This is a genomic window from Bacillus sp. FSL H8-0545 (genome assembly GCF_038006105.1).
GTDB lineage: Bacteria > Bacillota > Bacilli > Bacillales > Bacillaceae_G > Bacillus_A > Bacillus_A cereus_U.
Genome location: NZ_JBBOUO010000001.1, coordinates 3,774,659 through 3,792,601 on the forward strand (window position 1 = coordinate 3,774,659; position 17,943 = coordinate 3,792,601).

Here is a 17,943-nt window from a genome sequence, read left to right on the forward strand (position 1 = left end):
TATGGCATGGATTTATGTAATCATAGCTGGTATTATTGAAATCTTTTGGGTGATTGGACTAAAAAAAGCGGAGACACCACTTGAGTGGATAGGTGTCGCTCTATTAATTACAGTAAGTTTCGTCCTATTATTTAGAGCTTATAAAGATTTACCTGTCGGTACTGTGTACGCAGTCTTCACTGGAATTGGCGCAGGTGGAATCGTTCTTACCGAGATTTTCGTTTTCGGAGAGCCATTCTCAATTGTAAAAGTATTATTAATCGGTTTAATCTTCTTCGGCGTAATTGGTTTAAAACGAGTAACAGAAGAAAAAGAAGCGAAGGAGGCCGCATAAAATGGCTTGGGTATTTTTAATTCTAGCTGGTATTTGTGAAATTGTTGGTGTACTCTTTATGAAAGTAGCCACTGAAAAGAAGGGCTGGGCACCAAAAGTTATTTTAATCGCTAACTTCGGCGTAAGCTTCTTCTTCTTATCCCTTGCAATGAATACATTACCGATGGGAACTGCTTATGCAATTTGGACTGGAATCGGAACTGCCGGAAGTGCACTTCTCGGTATTCTTATTTTCCGTGAATCAGCGGATTGGCGCCGCCTTGCCTTCTTAAGCTGCATTCTGTGCGGCGCTGTTGGCTTAAAATTATTAGGCTAACGTGAGGTGAATGTCATGTGGAAAGAAAAAGGAAAACAAATGTTAGCATGGATTACACTCGGGATCGTCATTCTATTACAAATAAGTTTTCATATAATAGACTGGTTGTTTCATAGAGTAATATCCATTCTTACATTCCTTCCTAACATGGCACTTGAAATTGCATCTATCGTTTGGTCAATTATTGCCTCCATTGCAATCATCATTATATGGAGTATTGCCAAACTATGGAATAAGTTATTTAAAAAGGACAGTTCTTCTGAAAAAGAGTAACTGTCCTTTTTTCTGTCTATTTAGATTTTCTATAGAAATTTGATACGATAAGACAAAGCAGACCAACTATGACAACACTCATACCAATCCCTTTATGCAAACTAGGAAATAGCGGTGGTATATCCGAATAAAAATTTGCTAATATGAGACCAATTGAGCATAAAAGTGCCCCTATTCTATACAACCATTTTCTTTTTTTCATCATTCTCCCTCCTAAAATTTTCATACCCTCCTTTCTTTTGGACATACTACCTAAAAAAGGAGTGGATCCTATGCAAAATTCTATACATAAGCAGATCCTATTTTTATTTTTTCTCTTTCTCATTCTCATCATCGTTTTCAGCTTTATATTACATACTCCGAAAGATTTGCCGAATAGCGTTTCTGTTTATAAACTGCTGCTTTCATATTGTCATTATTGAAGAAGGTGCCTTTCATGAGGCACCTTTTAAAATTCTCTTTTTTCATATACTTTTACTGAAACGAAGAAAGATGCTATGAACATGCATATTGAACCCCCGAATAATAAGCTATTATATAATTGAATTTGTTCCAGGTTGATTTGAAAGAACGTCTCTAAAATAACAATCGGTGCTATAAATATGAATATCGTAATAAAAACAGTTTTTTTATACCCTAGCCAAAATGATATCGGTAAAACAAAGCTTAAATATACTAAAATAAAGCTAATACTAGCAACCACTGTCGTTTCAATAAATTCAAATACATTAGCTCCATTCTTCATTCCCATCGTGAAACAACCAATCGTTACGCTTATGAAAAGAATAATAATTGCTACTATATACTTTGCAAATACAATTTCTTTTTTCAATATTGGTAAACTATTTAATATAACTTCACTCTCATTTTTACTATCCTCATTAAATGTTTTAACGGTTGCCATAACTGTAAAAATGACTGACATAATTATGAATAAATTTTTCGTATCGGTTAAAGCCATATAAAAGAAAATAGGATACAGTATGTACCAAATTAAAAATTTCCATTGGACGATGAAATCTTTTAAAATTAGTTGTTTCAAAGCTATTCTCCCCCCTCACAAATCACGCTCATTATACAAATTAATTGAGAGTAACATAGACATGATTTATAAAAGAAGCAGCCCTGCTATAAAACAAATATTTATGAATATACTAGTGTTCCAAGCATTTTCTACACCTAACCATACGTTACTTACAATCAGTTCACTTAAATACCCAAATGCAATTCCGATAAAAGGAGAAATTTGTTTGGCACTGCTATACCCTACTGAAAATTCAATCGGAAGTACGATTATGCTATAAACAAAGCCACCTGTTATTCCTCCAAGAATCGCTCCCCATAGCATAAATCCAGTTATATGTTCATTTTGTAACTGAATTAAACCAACCACAAGTGAGAAAATCCCACCTAAAACAACTAAAATGCTTACAAATATGTATTTTGCTATGACAATTTCTTTTCGTTGAAATGGAAGACTATTTACTAGCATTTCACTTTTATTTTTATTCTCATAACTCATTGACAGCATCATTCCAAGAACAGGTATAAACATGCTAAATGTCGTCAGAAAACTATCACTACGAAAATCAACAATAGCAAGGAAAAACAAACATATAAGATAAGCAAACCCTAACTTTCTTTGCAACATCATATCTTTTAAGACTAGTTGCTTGATCATTTATTGCACCTCCTAATATGAAAATGCCCCTTCTATAACTCTGTCTCCTGAAACATTTTCATTGAGAGCAACATGGATATGACTATACTTACTAACAATCCGATACCAAGAACACTCATTGATAATATAGCATCTTCAGAGTGAAGTACTTTTAGCATGATTGTTTTATCACCAAAAACATTGCACATAAGACCAATCATACCCATTAAAGGAAAAATCATAATCACATTCAAGACAGTAGTAGCTTTATATCCTCCAATGTAATTAGTAGGTATCGTTACTACACAATAAATCAAAGTTGCTACTATTGCTGAAAATATTGCATATCCAGGAATAACTATATCTCTGTTCAATAAAATATTTCCTAATATTATGACTATAAAAGTTGTACTCAGACCGGCTATAATAAATAATGTGGTTGCAATATATTTAGCTATAACTATCTCTTTTCTTGTTATAGGCAAACTCACTAATACTTTTTCTGTTTTACTTTTCTCTTCATAATAAAAAGAAATATATATAATCGTACTACATGTTATAAATAATCCTATTGCAATCCCCATTGGTTCTACGGAATTTCTAAAAATAGATAAAATAGGTATTAAAAAATAGAAAGGAAACATCTTCTTCTGTAAGAAAAACTCCTTCAAAATCAACTGTTTCATACAAATTCCCCTCTCTATAAATCACGCGATCCATAAATTTTAATTGTTAGAAACATAGAAGCGATATATACACTAGCCAATATAATTCCTCCAACTATAAATACGCCAAGATGTGATGGATTCATAATCCAATTAATGAATGATGGTGCTGTTTCGTTCAGCCCATCCCCTATAAATATCCATGCAATTCCACCTACTGCCATCGATGCTCCTGACAATATACTTCTTGCTATCTTTGATTTCGTTCCGTAATAACTAGGAAAAAATGCCGCAACAAAAACCAAAGCGTAAACAGCCCCATTTACTACTCCATACCACGGAATTTCAATATACAAATTAGGATGGTATGCACCGATATCATCAATAACAGCGATACCTCTTATAAGAAAAACAACTAGCATAGTGGAAACCATGCCCCCTACAATGAATATTGCACAGGAAATATATCTAGCAATAATGATATCCTTTCTGCTTACCGGTAAACTATTTATAATAATGTCACTTTTATTCCTTTCATCCATAAAGATTAACGTCATAACGGAGGAAAGAGTTATAAATAGACAGCTCATCGGAAATAACATTTCACCATCTGGCTCTAATATAAAGAATAAAAGGGGCATACTCAGATTCACTAACCAAGTTACACGAAAAAAGAATAAATCTTTATATATGAGCTGACGCATAGGCACCTCTCCCTTTCGCAGTGTAAACGATGATATCATCCAAGGTCGGTTTTTCTAATATTACTTCTTGCCCAAACCAATCGATAATTGCTTGTTTATCCTCTGCTAAACCTTCAAAGCCAAATTTATTTTTTCGTAATCCAACAAATAGTTCTTTTCCTTCTCGATCTAATAAATCATTGCTTCCCTTTACGATTACGTAGTTCTCCATTAATTCATCTTTCTCACCAGTAAATATAATTTCTCCATCATTGATAAACGTAATATAATCTGCGATGCGTTCTAAGTCTGTAGTAATGTGCGTTGAAAATAAGACAGACACTTCATCTTCCATTACAATCTCTTGCAGCATATCAAGCAATTCACTTCGAACAACTGGGTCTAATCCTGCTGTTGGTTCATCCATAATGATAAACTCTGCATGGTGCGAAAGTGCGATTGCAATCGCAAATTTCATTTTCATCCCTTTGGATAACTCTTTAATCTTTTTATACTTTGGAACTTGTAATCTCTGCATATACGATTGATACTGCTTTTCGTCCCACTTTTTATATAACGGTGCAATAATCCGTTTCATTTGCTCACACGTTAAATCTTCGTAATAATGATTTTCATCATATACAAAACCGATATTTTGTTTTATTTCTTTTTCGGCTTTCTTATTGTCCTTACCAAAAATTTTTATATCACCGCTCTCTTTTCTGATTAAATTCATAATCATTTTGATCGTCGTACTTTTCCCAGCTCCATTCGGTCCGATAAATCCCATAATATATCCACGTGGCAATGTAAAACTTACATTTTTCACTGAGAAATCTTGATAAGTTTTACAAACGTTTTTTAGCTCTAACATCTCTTATTCCCCCTCGTATAAACACGCAATCATCTGTTGCAACTCTTCCAGTGAAAGCTGCAACACTTTACTTTCATTCACAATCTCTTCCACTTTACTTTCCAATAGACGTAGCCGCTGTTCTTTTAATAGTTCATTATTTTTACGTGAAACATAAGTGCCCTTCCCAGCAACAGTTTCTATATATCCTTCTTTTTCAAGCTCCTCGTACGCACGCTTCGTTGTAATTACACTAATTTGTAATTCCTTCGCTAAGCTACGAATAGACGGTAATTGGTCTCCACCCTTTAAACCACCATTTAAAATAAGCTGGCTTAATTGTTTCCTTATTTGCACATAAATAGGGTCTTGGGAAGAATTCGAAATAATAATATTCATGTTTTCCTCCAGTGTGTATATACTGTATATACCTTATATACACAGTATATACAAAACATCCTATTTTTGGCAAGAAAAAAAGACCAACATTTTCCTGTTGGTCTTTCGTATATGTATCACTTTTCAAAGCGATCTAACATTTCGTCTCTCATTCCGAAACTAACAACCGCAATTCCTACATACATAAAAAGAAGGAATGCTGGATGAACTGTATTGTACCAGCTGCTATCAACAATTAAATAAATCGTTAACGCCACAACAAGAACAAACGCTAAAATAAACATATAAAAGTGTCTTGTATTATCCATGATAAACTCCTCTCTTCTCTCTTCACCATTCAACAGTATATTGTATCGAATAATTCGATATGACTCAAGGTTAACTTTCTGTTATGTAATCAAGTTCTACCTTTACAATGTCCTCACACGCTATTGAAATGATTGTTCCTTGTTTATCAATCGCTGTCACTTCTCTATTATCCATTACACGGTGCGCTACTCTTTCTAACACTTTTCCTTGGTCTCTGTAACAAAATTCTTTTACATCTTTAATTGTTTCTCCATTTTCTAGATGGTATACCATTCTATAACATCTATATCCCACGCTTCCACCCCCGCCTTGCTCGTTTTTTCACATATACATAAAAATGAGTAATTTCTACCTCATCACATCTTCTTAATTTCAATAAAATTCTAACAAAAATAAATACTTTTATCAAACCGACTTTTTCAACAAAATCACCTATAAAACCGCATCTTTACAGCAATATGAAACAAAAAATATAAATTTTCAACATTTTTTCATTCTAGCCGCACCAATGTTGCAAAAAAAAAGAACCCGCATGTAGCGAGTTCTTTTTATTCCAATCACACTTGTACAGGTGCTAGCTTTTCATAACGTAAAACTGGTTTACGAGCAGCCAATGTTTCATCCAAACGTTTAATTACCGTTGTATGTGGCGCTTCTTGTACAACTTCTGGATTTTCTTCTACCTCTTTAGCAATTTGAATCATCTTATCAATGAAACCATCTAATGTTTCTTTTGATTCTGTTTCTGTTGGTTCAATCATAATACATTCTTCCACATTTAATGGGAAGTAAATTGTTGGTGGATGGTAACCGAAATCAAGCAGACGTTTTGCAATATCTAATGTACGCACACCAAGTTTCTTTTGACGACGACCTGATAATACAAATTCATGCTTGCAATGTCTGTCGAATGGAAGATCATAGAATGGTGCTAATCTTCTCATCATATAGTTCGCATTTAATACAGCATACTCAGTTACTGCACGTAGTCCATCTGGACCCATAGAACGAATATATGTGTATGCACGAACGTTAATTCCGAAGTTACCATAGAATGGTTTCACACGCCCAATTGCTTCTGGACGATCATAGTTGAAGTGATAGCCATTTTCCGTTTTCTCCAAAATCGGTTTTGGTAAGTACGGAATTAAATCAGCTTTCACACCTACTGGACCAGAACCTGGGCCACCGCCGCCATGCGGACCTGTAAATGTTTTATGAAGGTTTAAATGCACAACGTCAAATCCCATATCTCCTGGGCGTGCTTGGCTTAATACCGCATTTAAGTTTGCACCATCATAGTATAATTTACCGCCTGCGTTATGGACAATTTCTGCCATTTCTAAAATATTTTCTTCGAATAGGCCTAATGTATTCGGATTTGTTAACATAAGTGCTGCTGTTTCTTCGTTTACAACACGTTTTAAATCATCTAAGTCAACAAGACCATGTTCATTTGATTTCACCGTAATTGTTTCAAAACCAGCTACTGTTGCAGACGCCGGGTTTGTTCCGTGAGCAGAGTCAGGAACAATTACTTTCGTACGGTTAAAGTCACCATTTGCTTCATGATATGCACGGATTAACATTAAACCTGTCCATTCACCATGTGCACCAGCTGCTGGCTGTAACGTAACAGTATCCATACCTGTAATTTCAATTAAATGTTCTTGTAAGTCGTACATTAATTCCATTGCACCTTGCACTGTTTTTTCATCTTGAAGTGGATGAATATTGGCAAAGCCTGCGAAACGAGCTACGTTTTCATTAATTTTCGGATTATATTTCATCGTACAAGATCCAAGTGGATAGAATCCAGAATCAACGCCGTGGTTACGGTTTGAAAGAGCTGTGTAATGGCGCATAATATCAAGTTCAGATACTTCTGGAAGCTCTGCATCTTCAACGCGAATATAATCGCGCTCAAATACATCTTCTAATTTTACTTCTTCTACATCTAATTTGGGTAAGCTATATCCTACGCGTCCTTCTTTAGTCACTTCAAAAATAAGTGCTTGGTCTTGGTTCTTCATTGGATAGCCCCCATTTCGTTTACAAGTGTGTCAATTTCCTCTTTTGTACGAAGCTCTGTTACTGCTACAAGCATATGATTTTCATGCTCTTTATAATCACGGCCTAGGTCGTAACCACCGATAATATTCTTTTGTATTAATACATCATTTATTTCTTTAACTGGACGTTTGCAATCTACAACAAATTCATTAAAGAATGGTCCAGCGAACGTTACAGTGAAGCCTTTCGCTTCGAATTGACGCTTTGCATATTGTGCTTTAGAAATATTTTGACGTGCCATTTCTTTCACACCTTGTTTTCCAAGTGCAGTCATTGCAACTGATGCTGCTAATGCATTTAACGCTTGGTTTGAACAAATGTTAGACGTCGCTTTATCACGGCGAATATGCTGTTCACGTGCTTGTAACGTTAATACAAATCCACGTTTACCATCTGAATCTACAGTTTGTCCGACAAGACGTCCTGGAATTTTACGCATAAATGCTTTCGTTGTTGCAAAGTAACCACAATGAGGTCCACCAAACTGCGTTGGGATACCAAATGGCTGTGCATCACCGATTACAATATCAGCACCAAATTTTCCTGGTGGTGTTAATGCGCCTAATGATAATGGATTTGAAGAAACGATAAATAATGATTTTTGTTGATGAACGATTTTTTCGATATCAGCTAACTTTTCAACTTGTCCGAAGAAGTTTGGATATTGAACGATTACGCAAGCAACTGTATCATCTACTTCACTTTGTAATACGTCTAAATCTGTTACACCGTTTTTATGATCAATTTCAACAACTTCAAGATTTTGACCTTTTGCATATGTTTCAAGTACCGCTCTTGATTCTGGATGAACTGCATTAGACACAAGAATTTTCTTTTTGCGAGTATGACCAGCTGCTAACATTGCCGCTTCAGCTAATGCTGTACCTCCGTCATACATAGAAGAGTTCGCTACATCCATTCCTGTTAATTCACAAATCATTGTTTGGAACTCAAAAATTGCTTGTAATTCCCCTTGTGAAATTTCTGGTTGGTATGGTGTGTAAGCTGTATAAAATTCTGAACGAGAAATTACATGATCAACAATTACTGGAGCGTAATGATCGTATACACCTGCTCCTAAGAAAGAAGCGTATTCTTTTAAGTTCGCATTTTTGCTAGCCATTTGAGATAGCTCTTTTAAAAGCTCTGGCTCTGATTTTGCTTCTTTAATTTTTAAATCCCCTTTAAAACGAACACTCTCTGGAATATCAGAGAATAACTCATCAATCGTCTGAACGCCGATTGTTTGTAACATTTCTTTTTTGTCTTCTTCTGTCATTGGAAGATAACGATGCAACATGAAATCTACCCCTCTCCCCGTTACTTTGAACGTTTATAAAATGGTGTTGGAACAACTACTGCTTTGACGCGTTTATTACGAATTTCAATTTCTACTTCTGTATCAACTGTTGCGTATTTCACATCAATTAGTGCTAAACCAATGCTTTTCTTTAACGTTGGAGATTGTGTACCACTCGTTACTTCCCCGATTTTTTCTTCTCCTATAAATACAGGGTAATGCGTACGAGGAATACCGCGTTCGATTACTTCGATGCCGACTAATTTACGAGATGCACCGTTTTCCTTTTGCTCTTTTAACGTTTCTTTCCCAAAGAAATCTGCTTCTTTATTTGGTTTTACCGCAAAGCCAATTCCCGCTTCAATCGGTGTAATATCTTTTGATAACTCTTGTCCGTATAACGGAAGTGTTGCTTCGAAGCGAAGTGTATCACGAGCACCTAAGCCACATGGTTTTAACCCATCTTCTTCTCCAACTTCAAGAAGTTTCACCCAAAGTTTTGCAGCATCTTCACTCTTACAGTAAATTTCGAATCCATCTTCACCTGTATAACCTGTACGAGATACAAGTGCAGGAATTCCATCTACAAGAATATCGTTTTTAAATTTAAAGAACTTAATTTCTTTCAAATCTTCTGACACAACTTTTTGTAAAATGTCTTGTGCTTTTGGTCCTTGAATTGCAAGTTGCGCAACTTCACTAGAAACATTGACTACCTTTGCATCGCCAATTACATGACTTGCTAACCATTCGTAATCTTTCTCGATATTTGATGCATTGATTACTAATAAATAGTCTTCTTCACCACGTTTGTAGATTAATAAATCATCTACTGTGCCGCCATTTTCATAGCACATAGCTGTATATTGTGCGCCTCCTACCTTTAAGGTAGATACGTCATTTGTAACAACACGTTGTAAAAATGCTAAACTATCTACACCCTTTACCTCTACTTCTCCCATATGAGATACATCGAACAAACCTGCTTCTGTACGTACAGCTTCATGCTCTTCTTTAATGCTTGAAAATTGAACTGGTAATTCCCAACCACCGAAGTCGATTGTTTTCCCACCATACTTCGCGTATACATCAAATAACGGTGTACGTTGTAATGTAATCATGCTCTTTCCCCCTTATGCTCTGACAAATCAATAAAAGTTGCTTCCCATATCTAAACATTTTCATTCTGAAAAGATAAGGTTATACGGAATCTCAGTATATTTTTTTATGAAAGCGTAAATAAAAAGTTACTTTCTTGGATAAAATACGAAAGATTCCACACATTTCACACCATTATCCTAACATCATTCGCTATATTTCATCAATATTCTAGCATAAAAAAAAATTTAGAATTTTTTATTCTTAATCATATTAAATACAACTTTCGAGATTTAGTCCTGAATCATTGCCTATTCTTTAACTTTTAGTAATTGTGATAGTGCCTTATTACGAGGCTTATAATAAAGATTTTTAAAATAATCACTTTAGTTTATAAAAGGTGGGAGAGTCTTAATGAATGTCGATATTTCCGTAGATCGAACGTGGCAAAACAATTTTTTAAAAAGAATTGATGAAGATGGTCCTTGGACAAATTGGGATTTATATCATTTAGCTTATAAAACAGAGAAATCATTACTCGTTCCTACTTTTGATGGATTGCAAGCACCGAAACATTTATCACATTTCACGCCGCTTCCGCATCAATTGGAGGTCGCTCAAAATGTCATTGAACAAATGAATGGTAAAGCGATTCTAGCAGATGAAGTTGGACTTGGAAAAACGATTGAAGCTGGACTTATTTTAAAAGAATACATGGTTCGAGGACTTGTAAAAAAGGTACTCATTCTCGTTCCAGCTTCTCTCGTATCTCAGTGGGCATATGAACTTAACACAAAATTTTTTATTCCTGCGGTCGCTCAAAAGAAAAGTTATTCTTGGGAACAAGCTGATGTCATCGTTTCATCAATCGATACTGCGAAACGTTCACCGCATCGCGATATCGTTTTAAACCTAGAGTATGACCTTATTATTATCGATGAAGCACATAAACTAAAAAACAATAAAACAAAAAACTATGAATTTGCACAGCGATTAAAAAAGAAGTTTTGTTTATTACTAACCGCAACTCCTGTTCAAAATAAAATTGATGAAATCTTCAACCTCGTTTCTTTATTAAAACCAGGTCATTTAGGCAATCAATCTAATTTTGAAGAATATTATGCTTCAAAAAATCGTTCCACTGAATCCGATGAAGATTTAAAAGCTCTTATCAATAAAGTAATGGTTCGAAATAGACGCCATAACACTGGCATTGATTGGCCGAAGAGGCATGTACGAACAATCTTCGTTGAATTTAATGAAGAAGAACAAGCTTTGTATAATGAAATTGAAAATTGGCGTGAACAAAATGCCTTTACATCTGCTTTCTCATCCTTAACTTTAAAACGGGAAGCATGTAGTAGTCGGGAAGCTGTTTACTATTCATTAAAAAAACATGTAGAAAAACGGCAGAAAGAAAATGAGCATTACATAAAGGACCCACATATTGATGTGCTGATGGATAAAATTAATCATATTCCGTTCAACTCCAAAGCAAATAAAGCACTAGAGCTTATAAAAGAAATTGACGATAAAGTCATTATTTTCACTGAATATAGAGCTTCACAAATGTATTTACAATGGTTCTTACAACAACATGGCATTTCCTCTGTACCATTTCGCGGTGGATTTAAGCGCGGGAAAAAAGATTGGATGAAGGAGCTTTTCCAAAATCGTGCCCAAGTATTAATTGCGACCGAAGCTGGTGGTGAAGGAATTAACTTACAATTTTGTAGCCATATGATTAATTACGACTTACCGTGGAATCCAATGCGACTTGAGCAAAGGATTGGACGTATTCACCGCCTTGGACAAAAAAATGATGTTCATATTTATAACTTAGCAACAAAGCATACTGTTGAAGAGCACATTTTAAAACTACTATATGAAAAAATTAATTTATTTGAACGTGTAATCGGTGAACTCGATGAAATTTTAACGAGAATCAACATGAAAAATATTGATGCACATATTCAAGAAATTTTCGCGCAGTCAAAAAGCGAGGGTGAAATTCGAATCAAGATGGAAAATTTAACATCTATTATCGATTTTGCGAAACGCAATGAAGCAGAGGTGCAGGACTATGCAGCAAAATGAAATTCATAATTACTTATACAACTTTTTTGAGGCGAATAACTGTGAAATTTTAGAGCGTTCCCCTCACCTATTAGACGTGCAGTTAACAATTGAAATGGATAAATTATTAATGAACCGCCCTTTCTATTGGCACTATCTTGAAAAAACAGGAGGCGTTCCGAACCCGATGCGCCTTACTCTTATTACAAATCCGGAAAACGAAGAAAACGACGGTGAACTTATTCATTACGGTTCACCACGTTTGCATCAAATATTTGAAACGACAAAAGAACTAGGCTCATACATACGTTTATATGAGGAAGTGAAACATAGCGGGGCAACTCATACCCCTCTTCACCCTTGGCTTGGTGTAAATATAAAAGTATCTTATCAATGCGACCGAAAAAAAGACATACTTCATTCCATCGGTATTCATCTTATTTCCGGGACAATGCTTGCAAACTTTCATGACACTTTAGCAGAGATCAAACTCACACCGAAAATACCTGATTTTTGTTTTACGCTCTCACCTATCATTAAGCCACAAAGTGGCTTACAACGTATAGAGGATGCTTTAAAAAGTATAATTGCTGAAGATGACCACACGTGGGCAAAAGAAGCGAGAGTGCGTTGGAATCACGATTTAGACCTTTTAAATCGATTTTACGAAGATAGCGATGAACTTCCAGAAAGCTATGAAATTGAAAAGCAAGCATTACAAGAACAATACGAACCACGTATTACAATACAAATTATAAACGGCGGTCTCTTTTATGTTACCGCAAATCATTTTCTATCTTAAAGAAAGCTCCTTCAACTGTTGAAGGAGCTTTCTTTAAGATGTTTTTCCATCCTATTCTCTATCGTCATTACGCTCTTGTTGTTTTTTCTCTGTCATACGTTTTTGATTTGCACGGTCCTTCGCGCTTACATGATTTGCATCAGTTGGAAGATTTTCTTTTGAACGACCAATTCCATTGCTCATCTTTTCCCCTCCTTTTTACACACTTCAGAATGCACCTTTATTTTCAGCTAAAAGCACAATCCTTATACAAAAAAATAAGAGCAGCCAGTAGCTGCTCTTACTCATTCACGTATTTTTGAAACATATCATGGATGCCTTGATTTACGAGATTCGAGATCTGTTCGTCAGATTTATTCGGATAACGATCACGCAATCTGATAGATGCCTTCACCATTAAATTTTCTAATACAGAACGGCCACCTTCTCCATAAATAATTTCAGCATACTTAACAAGTCTTCCATCCTCTAATGTTGCTGGATTATGATTGAAGAAAAATTTACTCATTGTCTCCACCTCTCTCTTTGATAACGTTTACATTTATATAGATTATTTATGTTATTTATTTCACAATATTGTATGCATGTATATTTAATTAGTTTCATTATAAAGCAACATATCAATAGTAAATATGTGATTTTCCGTCCATTTTGTGAACAAAGTAAAAAAATGAAAGCGTTTCCTTTATTATATACTAAAAAAACTTACTACGCTAGGGGCAATTTCTTAATCTATTAAACATCTACTTTTCTTTTTTTTCATTAACCTTATACAATTTTCAGAAATTATATTATAAAATATATGTATGACTTAAGGAGGCCATGTATGAATCAAAATAAAAAAGCTATATTAGATCTTGTCTTTTATCTCGTATTCCCATTCCTCATTTGGAAATTTGCAAAACCTTATATCGATCCTTATTACGCAATGTTAATTTCCTCTGTTCCGGGAATTATTTATACACTGTATACCTTTAAAAAAGAAAAACAGTTTAACGTTACAGGGTTCTTTATTTTAATTACACTTATTTCTAATACAGCGGTAGACTTAATATCTGGATCAGCGGAACGAATGCTATGGAATGATGCATATTATCATATCGTACTTGGCTGCATCGTTATATGTACAATCTTTATGAAAAAACCACTTATGTTATATTTCGCAGCGGATATCGCAGCGCTGCAAGGCCATGACCGCGATAAAAGTCGTGAGCTTTACCGGGATAGTCGCATATATCCAGCACTGCAATATTTAACACTATTTTTCGGTCTTCAATTTATATTAAAAAGTTTCTTGAAAATCTATTTCATCACTGTTTTCGGTGTAGATGGATATGGTGAAATGAGAGCTATTATGACCGCTGTTGGGTGGGGCATTTCTATTTGTATCGGAATTGGATTTGTATGGGTAAACAATAAAATACATGCGGTTACTGAAGAAAAAGAATCTGTGCAATAAACCAAAATCCCCTAGCATCTTGTTATACTAGGGGATTTTGGTTTTGCTAAACATATTACGAAAAAGTTAGCTTGATTTTTTTCTTTTATTTTTTACATTTCGATAAAACAAAGCAGCGCTCAGTGGCATAACACCAAACCATTTATTTAAGAATGGCTCTTTCTCCGCACGACGTTGTTGTTTCTGTTGTTTTCGATCCTCTTTTGGAGCATCCATATATGACACAAATTGCTGTGTCACAAAGCGTACATAATCATTAGTAGACATATTATCATCACCTCTACTTTATTAGTATGTCCACTTTTTTATTCATTAATCTTTTGCTTTAATTCATTCATAATTTGCTTTACCGACTTATTTGTCGTATCGATATGAATATCAGCCTCTTCATAATAAGCTCGGCGCGATTCAAATTTCGTTACAAATGCAGCTATATCTTTCTTCTGAAATAGTGGACGTGTCGTATCTTCCCGAAGCCTTTCTGCAATTACATGTGGATCGCAATATAAATACACAACAGTTCCATTTTCCTTCATCCACTTTCGATTTTCCTCTCGTTCAATAATTCCTCCACCAGTTGTAATAATTACATTCTGAACCGGTAGTGAACGTAACATTTCACTTTCATATTCGCGAAAAACCATTTCGCCTTCTTCTGCAAAAATATGCCGAATCGCTTTCTCTTTCTGCTCTTCGATTTTTTGATCTGTATCTACAACTTCCATATGGAGTTCTTTACTTAACGCTTTTCCAATTGTTGTTTTCCCAGCTCCCATATAGCCGGTTATGTATATAGATTTCATTTTCGTTCCTCTCAATCATCCGTTATTATTTGTTATTATAACGAAAGATGCTACTTTATTTAATAAAAAAAACGTTTTGTTCTTCTTATGAAATGAAGAACAAAACGTAACATACTCCCTATTTTCTCGCAATCAAACAAGCTGGCTCACTTTTACTTATAAGTACCTCTTCTCACCCACTGCGTTGCAACCCATTTCTCGCCTTTCGTTACAGGTGCTCCTCCATGTAACGTAAGCTCATTTAGTGATTGGTCTTGATAAAAATACTCAAAGTATACTGCCATTCCCTTTCTAGGGTGTACAGAAAGATTTAATTTCGGAAAGAATGTCTCCCCGCCTTCCTCTACATCATTTAAGTACATCACAAGAGTACTTATACGATTATTAGCAGCTGATCTACTATGTTCCGCAAAATAATCATAGTGCGCTTTATATTCTTGATCCACTTCATAATTTAAAATGTGCAATCCTTCTCCATGCGCTACAGGAACATTCATGATAGATGAAATTCGTTTTTCAATCTTCGAAGTTAGTTCATTCTCTTCCAAAAATGCACCGCTACTCGTTCGAATATCATTTACATCACGTGATGAACCAATTTTAGACCGCTCTATTTTATTTTTAGAAAATTCGATTAATCCGTCACATTCTTCATCACTTAATACATTTGCTAATACGACAATAAGGGGTTCTTCGAATTTTGAAATAATTTGTATTTCCCTATCTTCTGTCATAATCGTATTTCCTTTATGATCAAAAATAGTTTGTTCCTTATTTTCATCTATTTGATTGTTAGTTGTCATTTCCTTATCTCCCTAGAAAAAATGATTGGATAGCATGAATATATCATATTCTTTCTACCTTTCTCTTTTTTGAGAAAATTTAAACTTTTAACTATCCTTTTTATCCCTTTCCACAAAAAAATTGACTCTCAACACATTGGAAATTAATGCTTCTCCCCCGCGTATTTTACACATTATCCTTCTACCCAATCCAATATTTTATTATCCCTTTTCCTATAGCGAAAGCTCACTTTGTAGAAAACTCTCTTTTTTGTAACACATTGCAATGAAATGTTAATAACATCATTTTCAAAGACGTACTTTCCACTCCCTTCTCCTCTTTCATACTGAAATAAAAAAACATCCTCTTTTTTTTTTGCTGTAAGTCTCTTTTTATATCTGAAATAGCTCGATCAATAAGTTCCTCCATAAAAAAACTTTGTTCTATTTCAGAATAAAATTTTTTTTCCGAAAGTAACATATTCGTTTCGTACATCAAAAAAGAAATGAATAAAATAAGAAAAATAATTGTTCCTGGCATTGCAAATCCATCTTGTTTTCTCATGTCTCTATCTCAATTTCACTATAGCGTACAGCCACGCCTTTATATATTTCACCACTTATATCTTTCACATATATATAGAGCAAATGAGGTGTTAATTTATACGAAATCGCTTCAATCCTTTGCAATATAGATTCCCTTCCGCGCATATTTACTTTTCTTATTAAATTACTATTCACTTTTTCATACGTCACTTCATCGCCATTACGAAGTTGGAAGTGCAAAATATGTTCATCATTTTCTAGTGCTATCTTCCTCCCACTTAATACTTCACGAAACTCTAATTGCATTTGTCCTAAAAACACATCCCACTCCCATTCATTTAATCCTTTTGAATGTGTATTTTCTATTCCCATAATATGAAGACGTGGTAAAAGTAAAAAGAACATTGATAAAAGCAACAAACATGCAATCATTTCTATTAACGTAAATCCCGCTTCCTTTTTACCTTTTCTCTGCATAAAGGCATTGCTCCATCGCTTTTCCTCTCATATCTTTCCACATCGTACAAACCTCATCTCCTCTCCAATATGTGTAATATACAATTCCTTTTATGACTTGCTCTTTTTCTCGCTTTTCCTCATTCTCATACATAAATAAGGCCGCTTCTTTTTTTAATAGTATTAATGCTTTATAGCTCATTTTTATATTTTTTCTTTCTTGCATAATTAATAATGTTTGCGGGAGCAATAACGATACCGCCATCATTATTAAACTTAACGCTACAACCATTTCAACCATTACTGATCCTTTTTGACACTTCACGATACGTAAATCTCCCTCTGCCAAGCTGAAATACAATCTCATATTTATACCCTCGATAGGAAAGTAAAATCGTACCACCTCTATTAATATTCCCGCTCGGATTATATGTCATCGGATTCGGAAAGGTATGCAAATCAATTTGGACATCTTTATCATATTCTCTCTTAACAATTAAAAAGCCCGTCTCCGATTCCGAAATATAATACATCTGTTTCCCTTTAAACCAGCGTAACGTATAATGTTTTTGACGCTTAATCGCCAACTGCTGCATATACAAAATATCATTTGAAAACTGTTTCAAAAACTGCTCGGCTCTTTGTTTTTCATATAATGAAGTAACGTTAAAATGCGTAACAACACTCAGTACAGAAATAGCAAATAAGACAAGTAGCATTTCTAAAAGAGTAAAACCTTTTTGTTTCACGATTTCCCGGCTGATACTGTGCCATCATCGGAAATATGGATTGGTTCACCTTTCGGACAAGTTTTAGAAGTAATATACTTTCCTGTTTCAAGTTCCTCTATTGATGGAATCTTATTATGTTGCAATTGATATGCTTGTATTTGTGCTTCTATAGATTTCACATAGGCTGCACATCCTTTTCCTTGCACAGATGAGCGCTGTGTAACTACATTTGGAATAATTAATAGTAATAATACAGTTATGACAACCATAACTAATAACATTTCTAAAAGAGTAAAACCTTCCTCATTCTGCATGTAAATCCCCC

Annotated in this window: 27 protein-coding genes and 2 pseudogenes; 7 read left to right on the forward strand and 22 right to left on the reverse strand. The window is 34.6% G+C overall.

What is annotated here, in order from left to right; translation table 11 throughout:
• The first annotated feature begins 1 nt into the window (after window position 1).
• The 3 genes from MHI07_RS19765 to MHI07_RS19775 are packed head-to-tail and all read left to right on the forward strand — an operon-like array spanning window position 2 to window position 923.
• Window positions 2–334 carry a DMT family transporter gene (locus MHI07_RS19765; protein WP_340825802.1) on the forward strand — a complete coding sequence of 111 codons (333 nt, stop codon included), beginning with the start codon at window positions 2–4 and terminating at the stop codon, window positions 332–334.
• Window position 335: 1 nt separating this feature from the next.
• Complete coding sequence (locus MHI07_RS19770; RefSeq protein ID WP_002015033.1) at window positions 336–650, forward strand: DMT family transporter; 315 nt, start codon at window positions 336–338, stop codon at window positions 648–650.
• A 15-nt stretch (window positions 651–665) separates the two neighbouring features.
• Window positions 666–923, forward strand: coding sequence for a DUF3975 family protein (locus MHI07_RS19775; RefSeq protein ID WP_002160507.1), 258 nt, complete (start codon window positions 666–668; stop codon window positions 921–923).
• Between the two features lie 16 nt (window positions 924–939).
• Here MHI07_RS19775 and MHI07_RS19780 read toward each other — a convergent pair whose 3' ends face one another.
• From MHI07_RS19780 to gcvT, 12 genes are all read right to left on the reverse strand, one after another.
• Window positions 940–1,125 (reverse strand): hypothetical protein, encoded by a 186-nt coding sequence (locus MHI07_RS19780; RefSeq protein WP_340825804.1) that lies wholly within the window; start codon window positions 1,123–1,125, stop codon window positions 940–942.
• Window positions 1,126–1,371: 246 nt separating this feature from the next.
• Window positions 1,372–1,965 carry an ABC-2 transporter permease gene (locus tag MHI07_RS19785; RefSeq protein WP_340825806.1) on the reverse strand — a complete coding sequence of 198 codons (594 nt, stop codon included), beginning with the start codon at window positions 1,963–1,965 and terminating at the stop codon, window positions 1,372–1,374.
• Window positions 1,966–2,031: 66 nt separating this feature from the next.
• On the reverse strand, window positions 2,032–2,604 hold the full coding sequence (locus tag MHI07_RS19790) for an ABC-2 transporter permease (protein WP_340825808.1): 573 nt from the start codon (window positions 2,602–2,604) through the stop codon (window positions 2,032–2,034).
• Between the two features lie 32 nt (window positions 2,605–2,636).
• On the reverse strand, window positions 2,637–3,269 hold the full coding sequence (locus MHI07_RS19795) for an ABC-2 transporter permease (RefSeq protein WP_340825810.1): 633 nt from the start codon (window positions 3,267–3,269) through the stop codon (window positions 2,637–2,639).
• Between the two features lie 14 nt (window positions 3,270–3,283).
• Window positions 3,284–3,952 carry an ABC-2 transporter permease gene (locus tag MHI07_RS19800; RefSeq protein WP_340825812.1) on the reverse strand — a complete coding sequence of 223 codons (669 nt, stop codon included), beginning with the start codon at window positions 3,950–3,952 and terminating at the stop codon, window positions 3,284–3,286.
• Window positions 3,933–4,805 (reverse strand): ABC transporter ATP-binding protein, encoded by an 873-nt coding sequence (locus MHI07_RS19805; RefSeq protein WP_215579653.1) that lies wholly within the window; start codon window positions 4,803–4,805, stop codon window positions 3,933–3,935. The genes MHI07_RS19800 and MHI07_RS19805 overlap by 20 nt, the downstream gene beginning before the upstream one ends.
• 3 nt (window positions 4,806–4,808) lie before the next feature.
• On the reverse strand, window positions 4,809–5,183 hold the full coding sequence (locus tag MHI07_RS19810; RefSeq protein ID WP_002160500.1) for a GntR family transcriptional regulator: 375 nt from the start codon (window positions 5,181–5,183) through the stop codon (window positions 4,809–4,811).
• 116 nt (window positions 5,184–5,299) lie between these two features.
• Window positions 5,300–5,491 carry a hypothetical protein gene (locus MHI07_RS19815; protein ID WP_002160499.1) on the reverse strand — a complete coding sequence of 64 codons (192 nt, stop codon included), beginning with the start codon at window positions 5,489–5,491 and terminating at the stop codon, window positions 5,300–5,302.
• Between the two features lie 70 nt (window positions 5,492–5,561).
• Window positions 5,562–5,765 (reverse strand): DUF3929 family protein, encoded by a 204-nt coding sequence (locus MHI07_RS19820; RefSeq protein ID WP_000262495.1) that lies wholly within the window; start codon window positions 5,763–5,765, stop codon window positions 5,562–5,564.
• Between the two features lie 284 nt (window positions 5,766–6,049).
• Window positions 6,050–7,525, reverse strand: a complete 1,476-nt coding sequence (gene gcvPB / locus MHI07_RS19825; protein ID WP_340825814.1) for an aminomethyl-transferring glycine dehydrogenase subunit 2 — start codon at window positions 7,523–7,525, stop codon at window positions 6,050–6,052.
• Window positions 7,522–8,865 carry an aminomethyl-transferring glycine dehydrogenase subunit 1 gene (gcvPA, locus tag MHI07_RS19830; RefSeq protein WP_002111800.1) on the reverse strand — a complete coding sequence of 448 codons (1,344 nt, stop codon included), beginning with the start codon at window positions 8,863–8,865 and terminating at the stop codon, window positions 7,522–7,524. The genes gcvPB and gcvPA overlap by 4 nt, the downstream gene beginning before the upstream one ends.
• A gap of 20 nt (window positions 8,866–8,885) precedes the next feature.
• On the reverse strand, window positions 8,886–9,986 hold the full coding sequence (gene gcvT / locus MHI07_RS19835) for a glycine cleavage system aminomethyltransferase GcvT (RefSeq protein WP_002111803.1): 1,101 nt from the start codon (window positions 9,984–9,986) through the stop codon (window positions 8,886–8,888).
• Between the two features lie 391 nt (window positions 9,987–10,377).
• Between gcvT and MHI07_RS19840 the strand changes: the two genes are divergently transcribed.
• Together MHI07_RS19840 and MHI07_RS19845 are read left to right on the forward strand one after the other, a co-directional pair.
• Window positions 10,378–12,060, forward strand: coding sequence for a DEAD/DEAH box helicase (locus tag MHI07_RS19840; RefSeq protein WP_002111804.1), 1,683 nt, complete (start codon window positions 10,378–10,380; stop codon window positions 12,058–12,060).
• The gene (locus MHI07_RS19845; RefSeq protein ID WP_002160497.1) at window positions 12,047–12,841 is read left to right on the forward strand and encodes a YqhG family protein; all 795 of its coding nucleotides are present in this window, start codon (window positions 12,047–12,049) and stop codon (window positions 12,839–12,841) included. The genes MHI07_RS19840 and MHI07_RS19845 overlap by 14 nt, the downstream gene beginning before the upstream one ends.
• A 51-nt stretch (window positions 12,842–12,892) precedes the next feature.
• Here MHI07_RS19845 and MHI07_RS19850 read toward each other — a convergent pair whose 3' ends face one another.
• A complete protein-coding gene (locus tag MHI07_RS19850; protein WP_002111807.1) occupies window positions 12,893–13,024 on the reverse strand; it encodes a hypothetical protein in 132 nt (43 codons plus the stop codon).
• A 97-nt stretch (window positions 13,025–13,121) separates the two neighbouring features.
• The gene (locus tag MHI07_RS19855) at window positions 13,122–13,349 is read right to left on the reverse strand and encodes a hypothetical protein (RefSeq protein WP_000032698.1); all 228 of its coding nucleotides are present in this window, start codon (window positions 13,347–13,349) and stop codon (window positions 13,122–13,124) included.
• A 72-nt stretch (window positions 13,350–13,421) separates the two neighbouring features.
• Between MHI07_RS19855 and MHI07_RS19860 the strand changes: the two are divergent.
• Window positions 13,422–13,540 (forward strand): annotated as a pseudogene (locus MHI07_RS19860) (GTP pyrophosphokinase).
• A 127-nt stretch (window positions 13,541–13,667) separates the two neighbouring features.
• The gene (locus MHI07_RS19865) at window positions 13,668–14,300 is read left to right on the forward strand and encodes a VC0807 family protein (protein WP_078181635.1); all 633 of its coding nucleotides are present in this window, start codon (window positions 13,668–13,670) and stop codon (window positions 14,298–14,300) included.
• Window positions 14,301–14,366: 66 nt separating this feature from the next.
• On the opposite strand, the gene MHI07_RS19870 is transcribed toward MHI07_RS19865, so the two are convergent.
• The 8 genes and pseudogenes from MHI07_RS19870 to comGC form a co-directional block, all read right to left on the reverse strand.
• Window positions 14,367–14,567: a YqzE family protein gene (locus tag MHI07_RS19870; RefSeq protein WP_002015009.1), complete on the reverse strand. Its 201-nt coding sequence runs from the start codon at window positions 14,565–14,567 to the stop codon at window positions 14,367–14,369.
• Between the two features lie 38 nt (window positions 14,568–14,605).
• A complete protein-coding gene (locus MHI07_RS19875; RefSeq protein WP_002160495.1) occupies window positions 14,606–15,103 on the reverse strand; it encodes a shikimate kinase in 498 nt (165 codons plus the stop codon).
• 152 nt (window positions 15,104–15,255) lie between these two features.
• Window positions 15,256–15,906 carry a 2OG-Fe(II) oxygenase gene (locus tag MHI07_RS19880; RefSeq protein WP_016106149.1) on the reverse strand — a complete coding sequence of 217 codons (651 nt, stop codon included), beginning with the start codon at window positions 15,904–15,906 and terminating at the stop codon, window positions 15,256–15,258.
• Window positions 15,907–16,079: 173 nt separating this feature from the next.
• Window positions 16,080–16,450 (reverse strand): annotated as a pseudogene (gene comGG, locus MHI07_RS19885) (competence type IV pilus minor pilin ComGG).
• Window positions 16,447–16,908 carry a competence type IV pilus minor pilin ComGF gene (gene comGF / locus MHI07_RS19890; RefSeq protein ID WP_340825822.1) on the reverse strand — a complete coding sequence of 154 codons (462 nt, stop codon included), beginning with the start codon at window positions 16,906–16,908 and terminating at the stop codon, window positions 16,447–16,449. The pseudogene comGG and the gene comGF overlap by 4 nt, the downstream one beginning before the upstream one ends.
• Window positions 16,892–17,188, reverse strand: coding sequence for a hypothetical protein (locus MHI07_RS19895; RefSeq protein WP_002160491.1), 297 nt, complete (start codon window positions 17,186–17,188; stop codon window positions 16,892–16,894). The genes comGF and MHI07_RS19895 overlap by 17 nt, the downstream gene beginning before the upstream one ends.
• Window positions 17,181–17,636 (reverse strand): competence type IV pilus minor pilin ComGD, encoded by a 456-nt coding sequence (gene comGD / locus MHI07_RS19900; protein ID WP_002160490.1) that lies wholly within the window; start codon window positions 17,634–17,636, stop codon window positions 17,181–17,183. Before comGD ends, MHI07_RS19895 begins: the two co-directional genes overlap by 8 nt.
• The gene (comGC, locus tag MHI07_RS19905) at window positions 17,633–17,932 is read right to left on the reverse strand and encodes a competence type IV pilus major pilin ComGC (protein ID WP_002160489.1); all 300 of its coding nucleotides are present in this window, start codon (window positions 17,930–17,932) and stop codon (window positions 17,633–17,635) included. The genes comGD and comGC overlap by 4 nt, the downstream gene beginning before the upstream one ends.
• Window positions 17,933–17,943 lie beyond the last annotated feature (11 nt).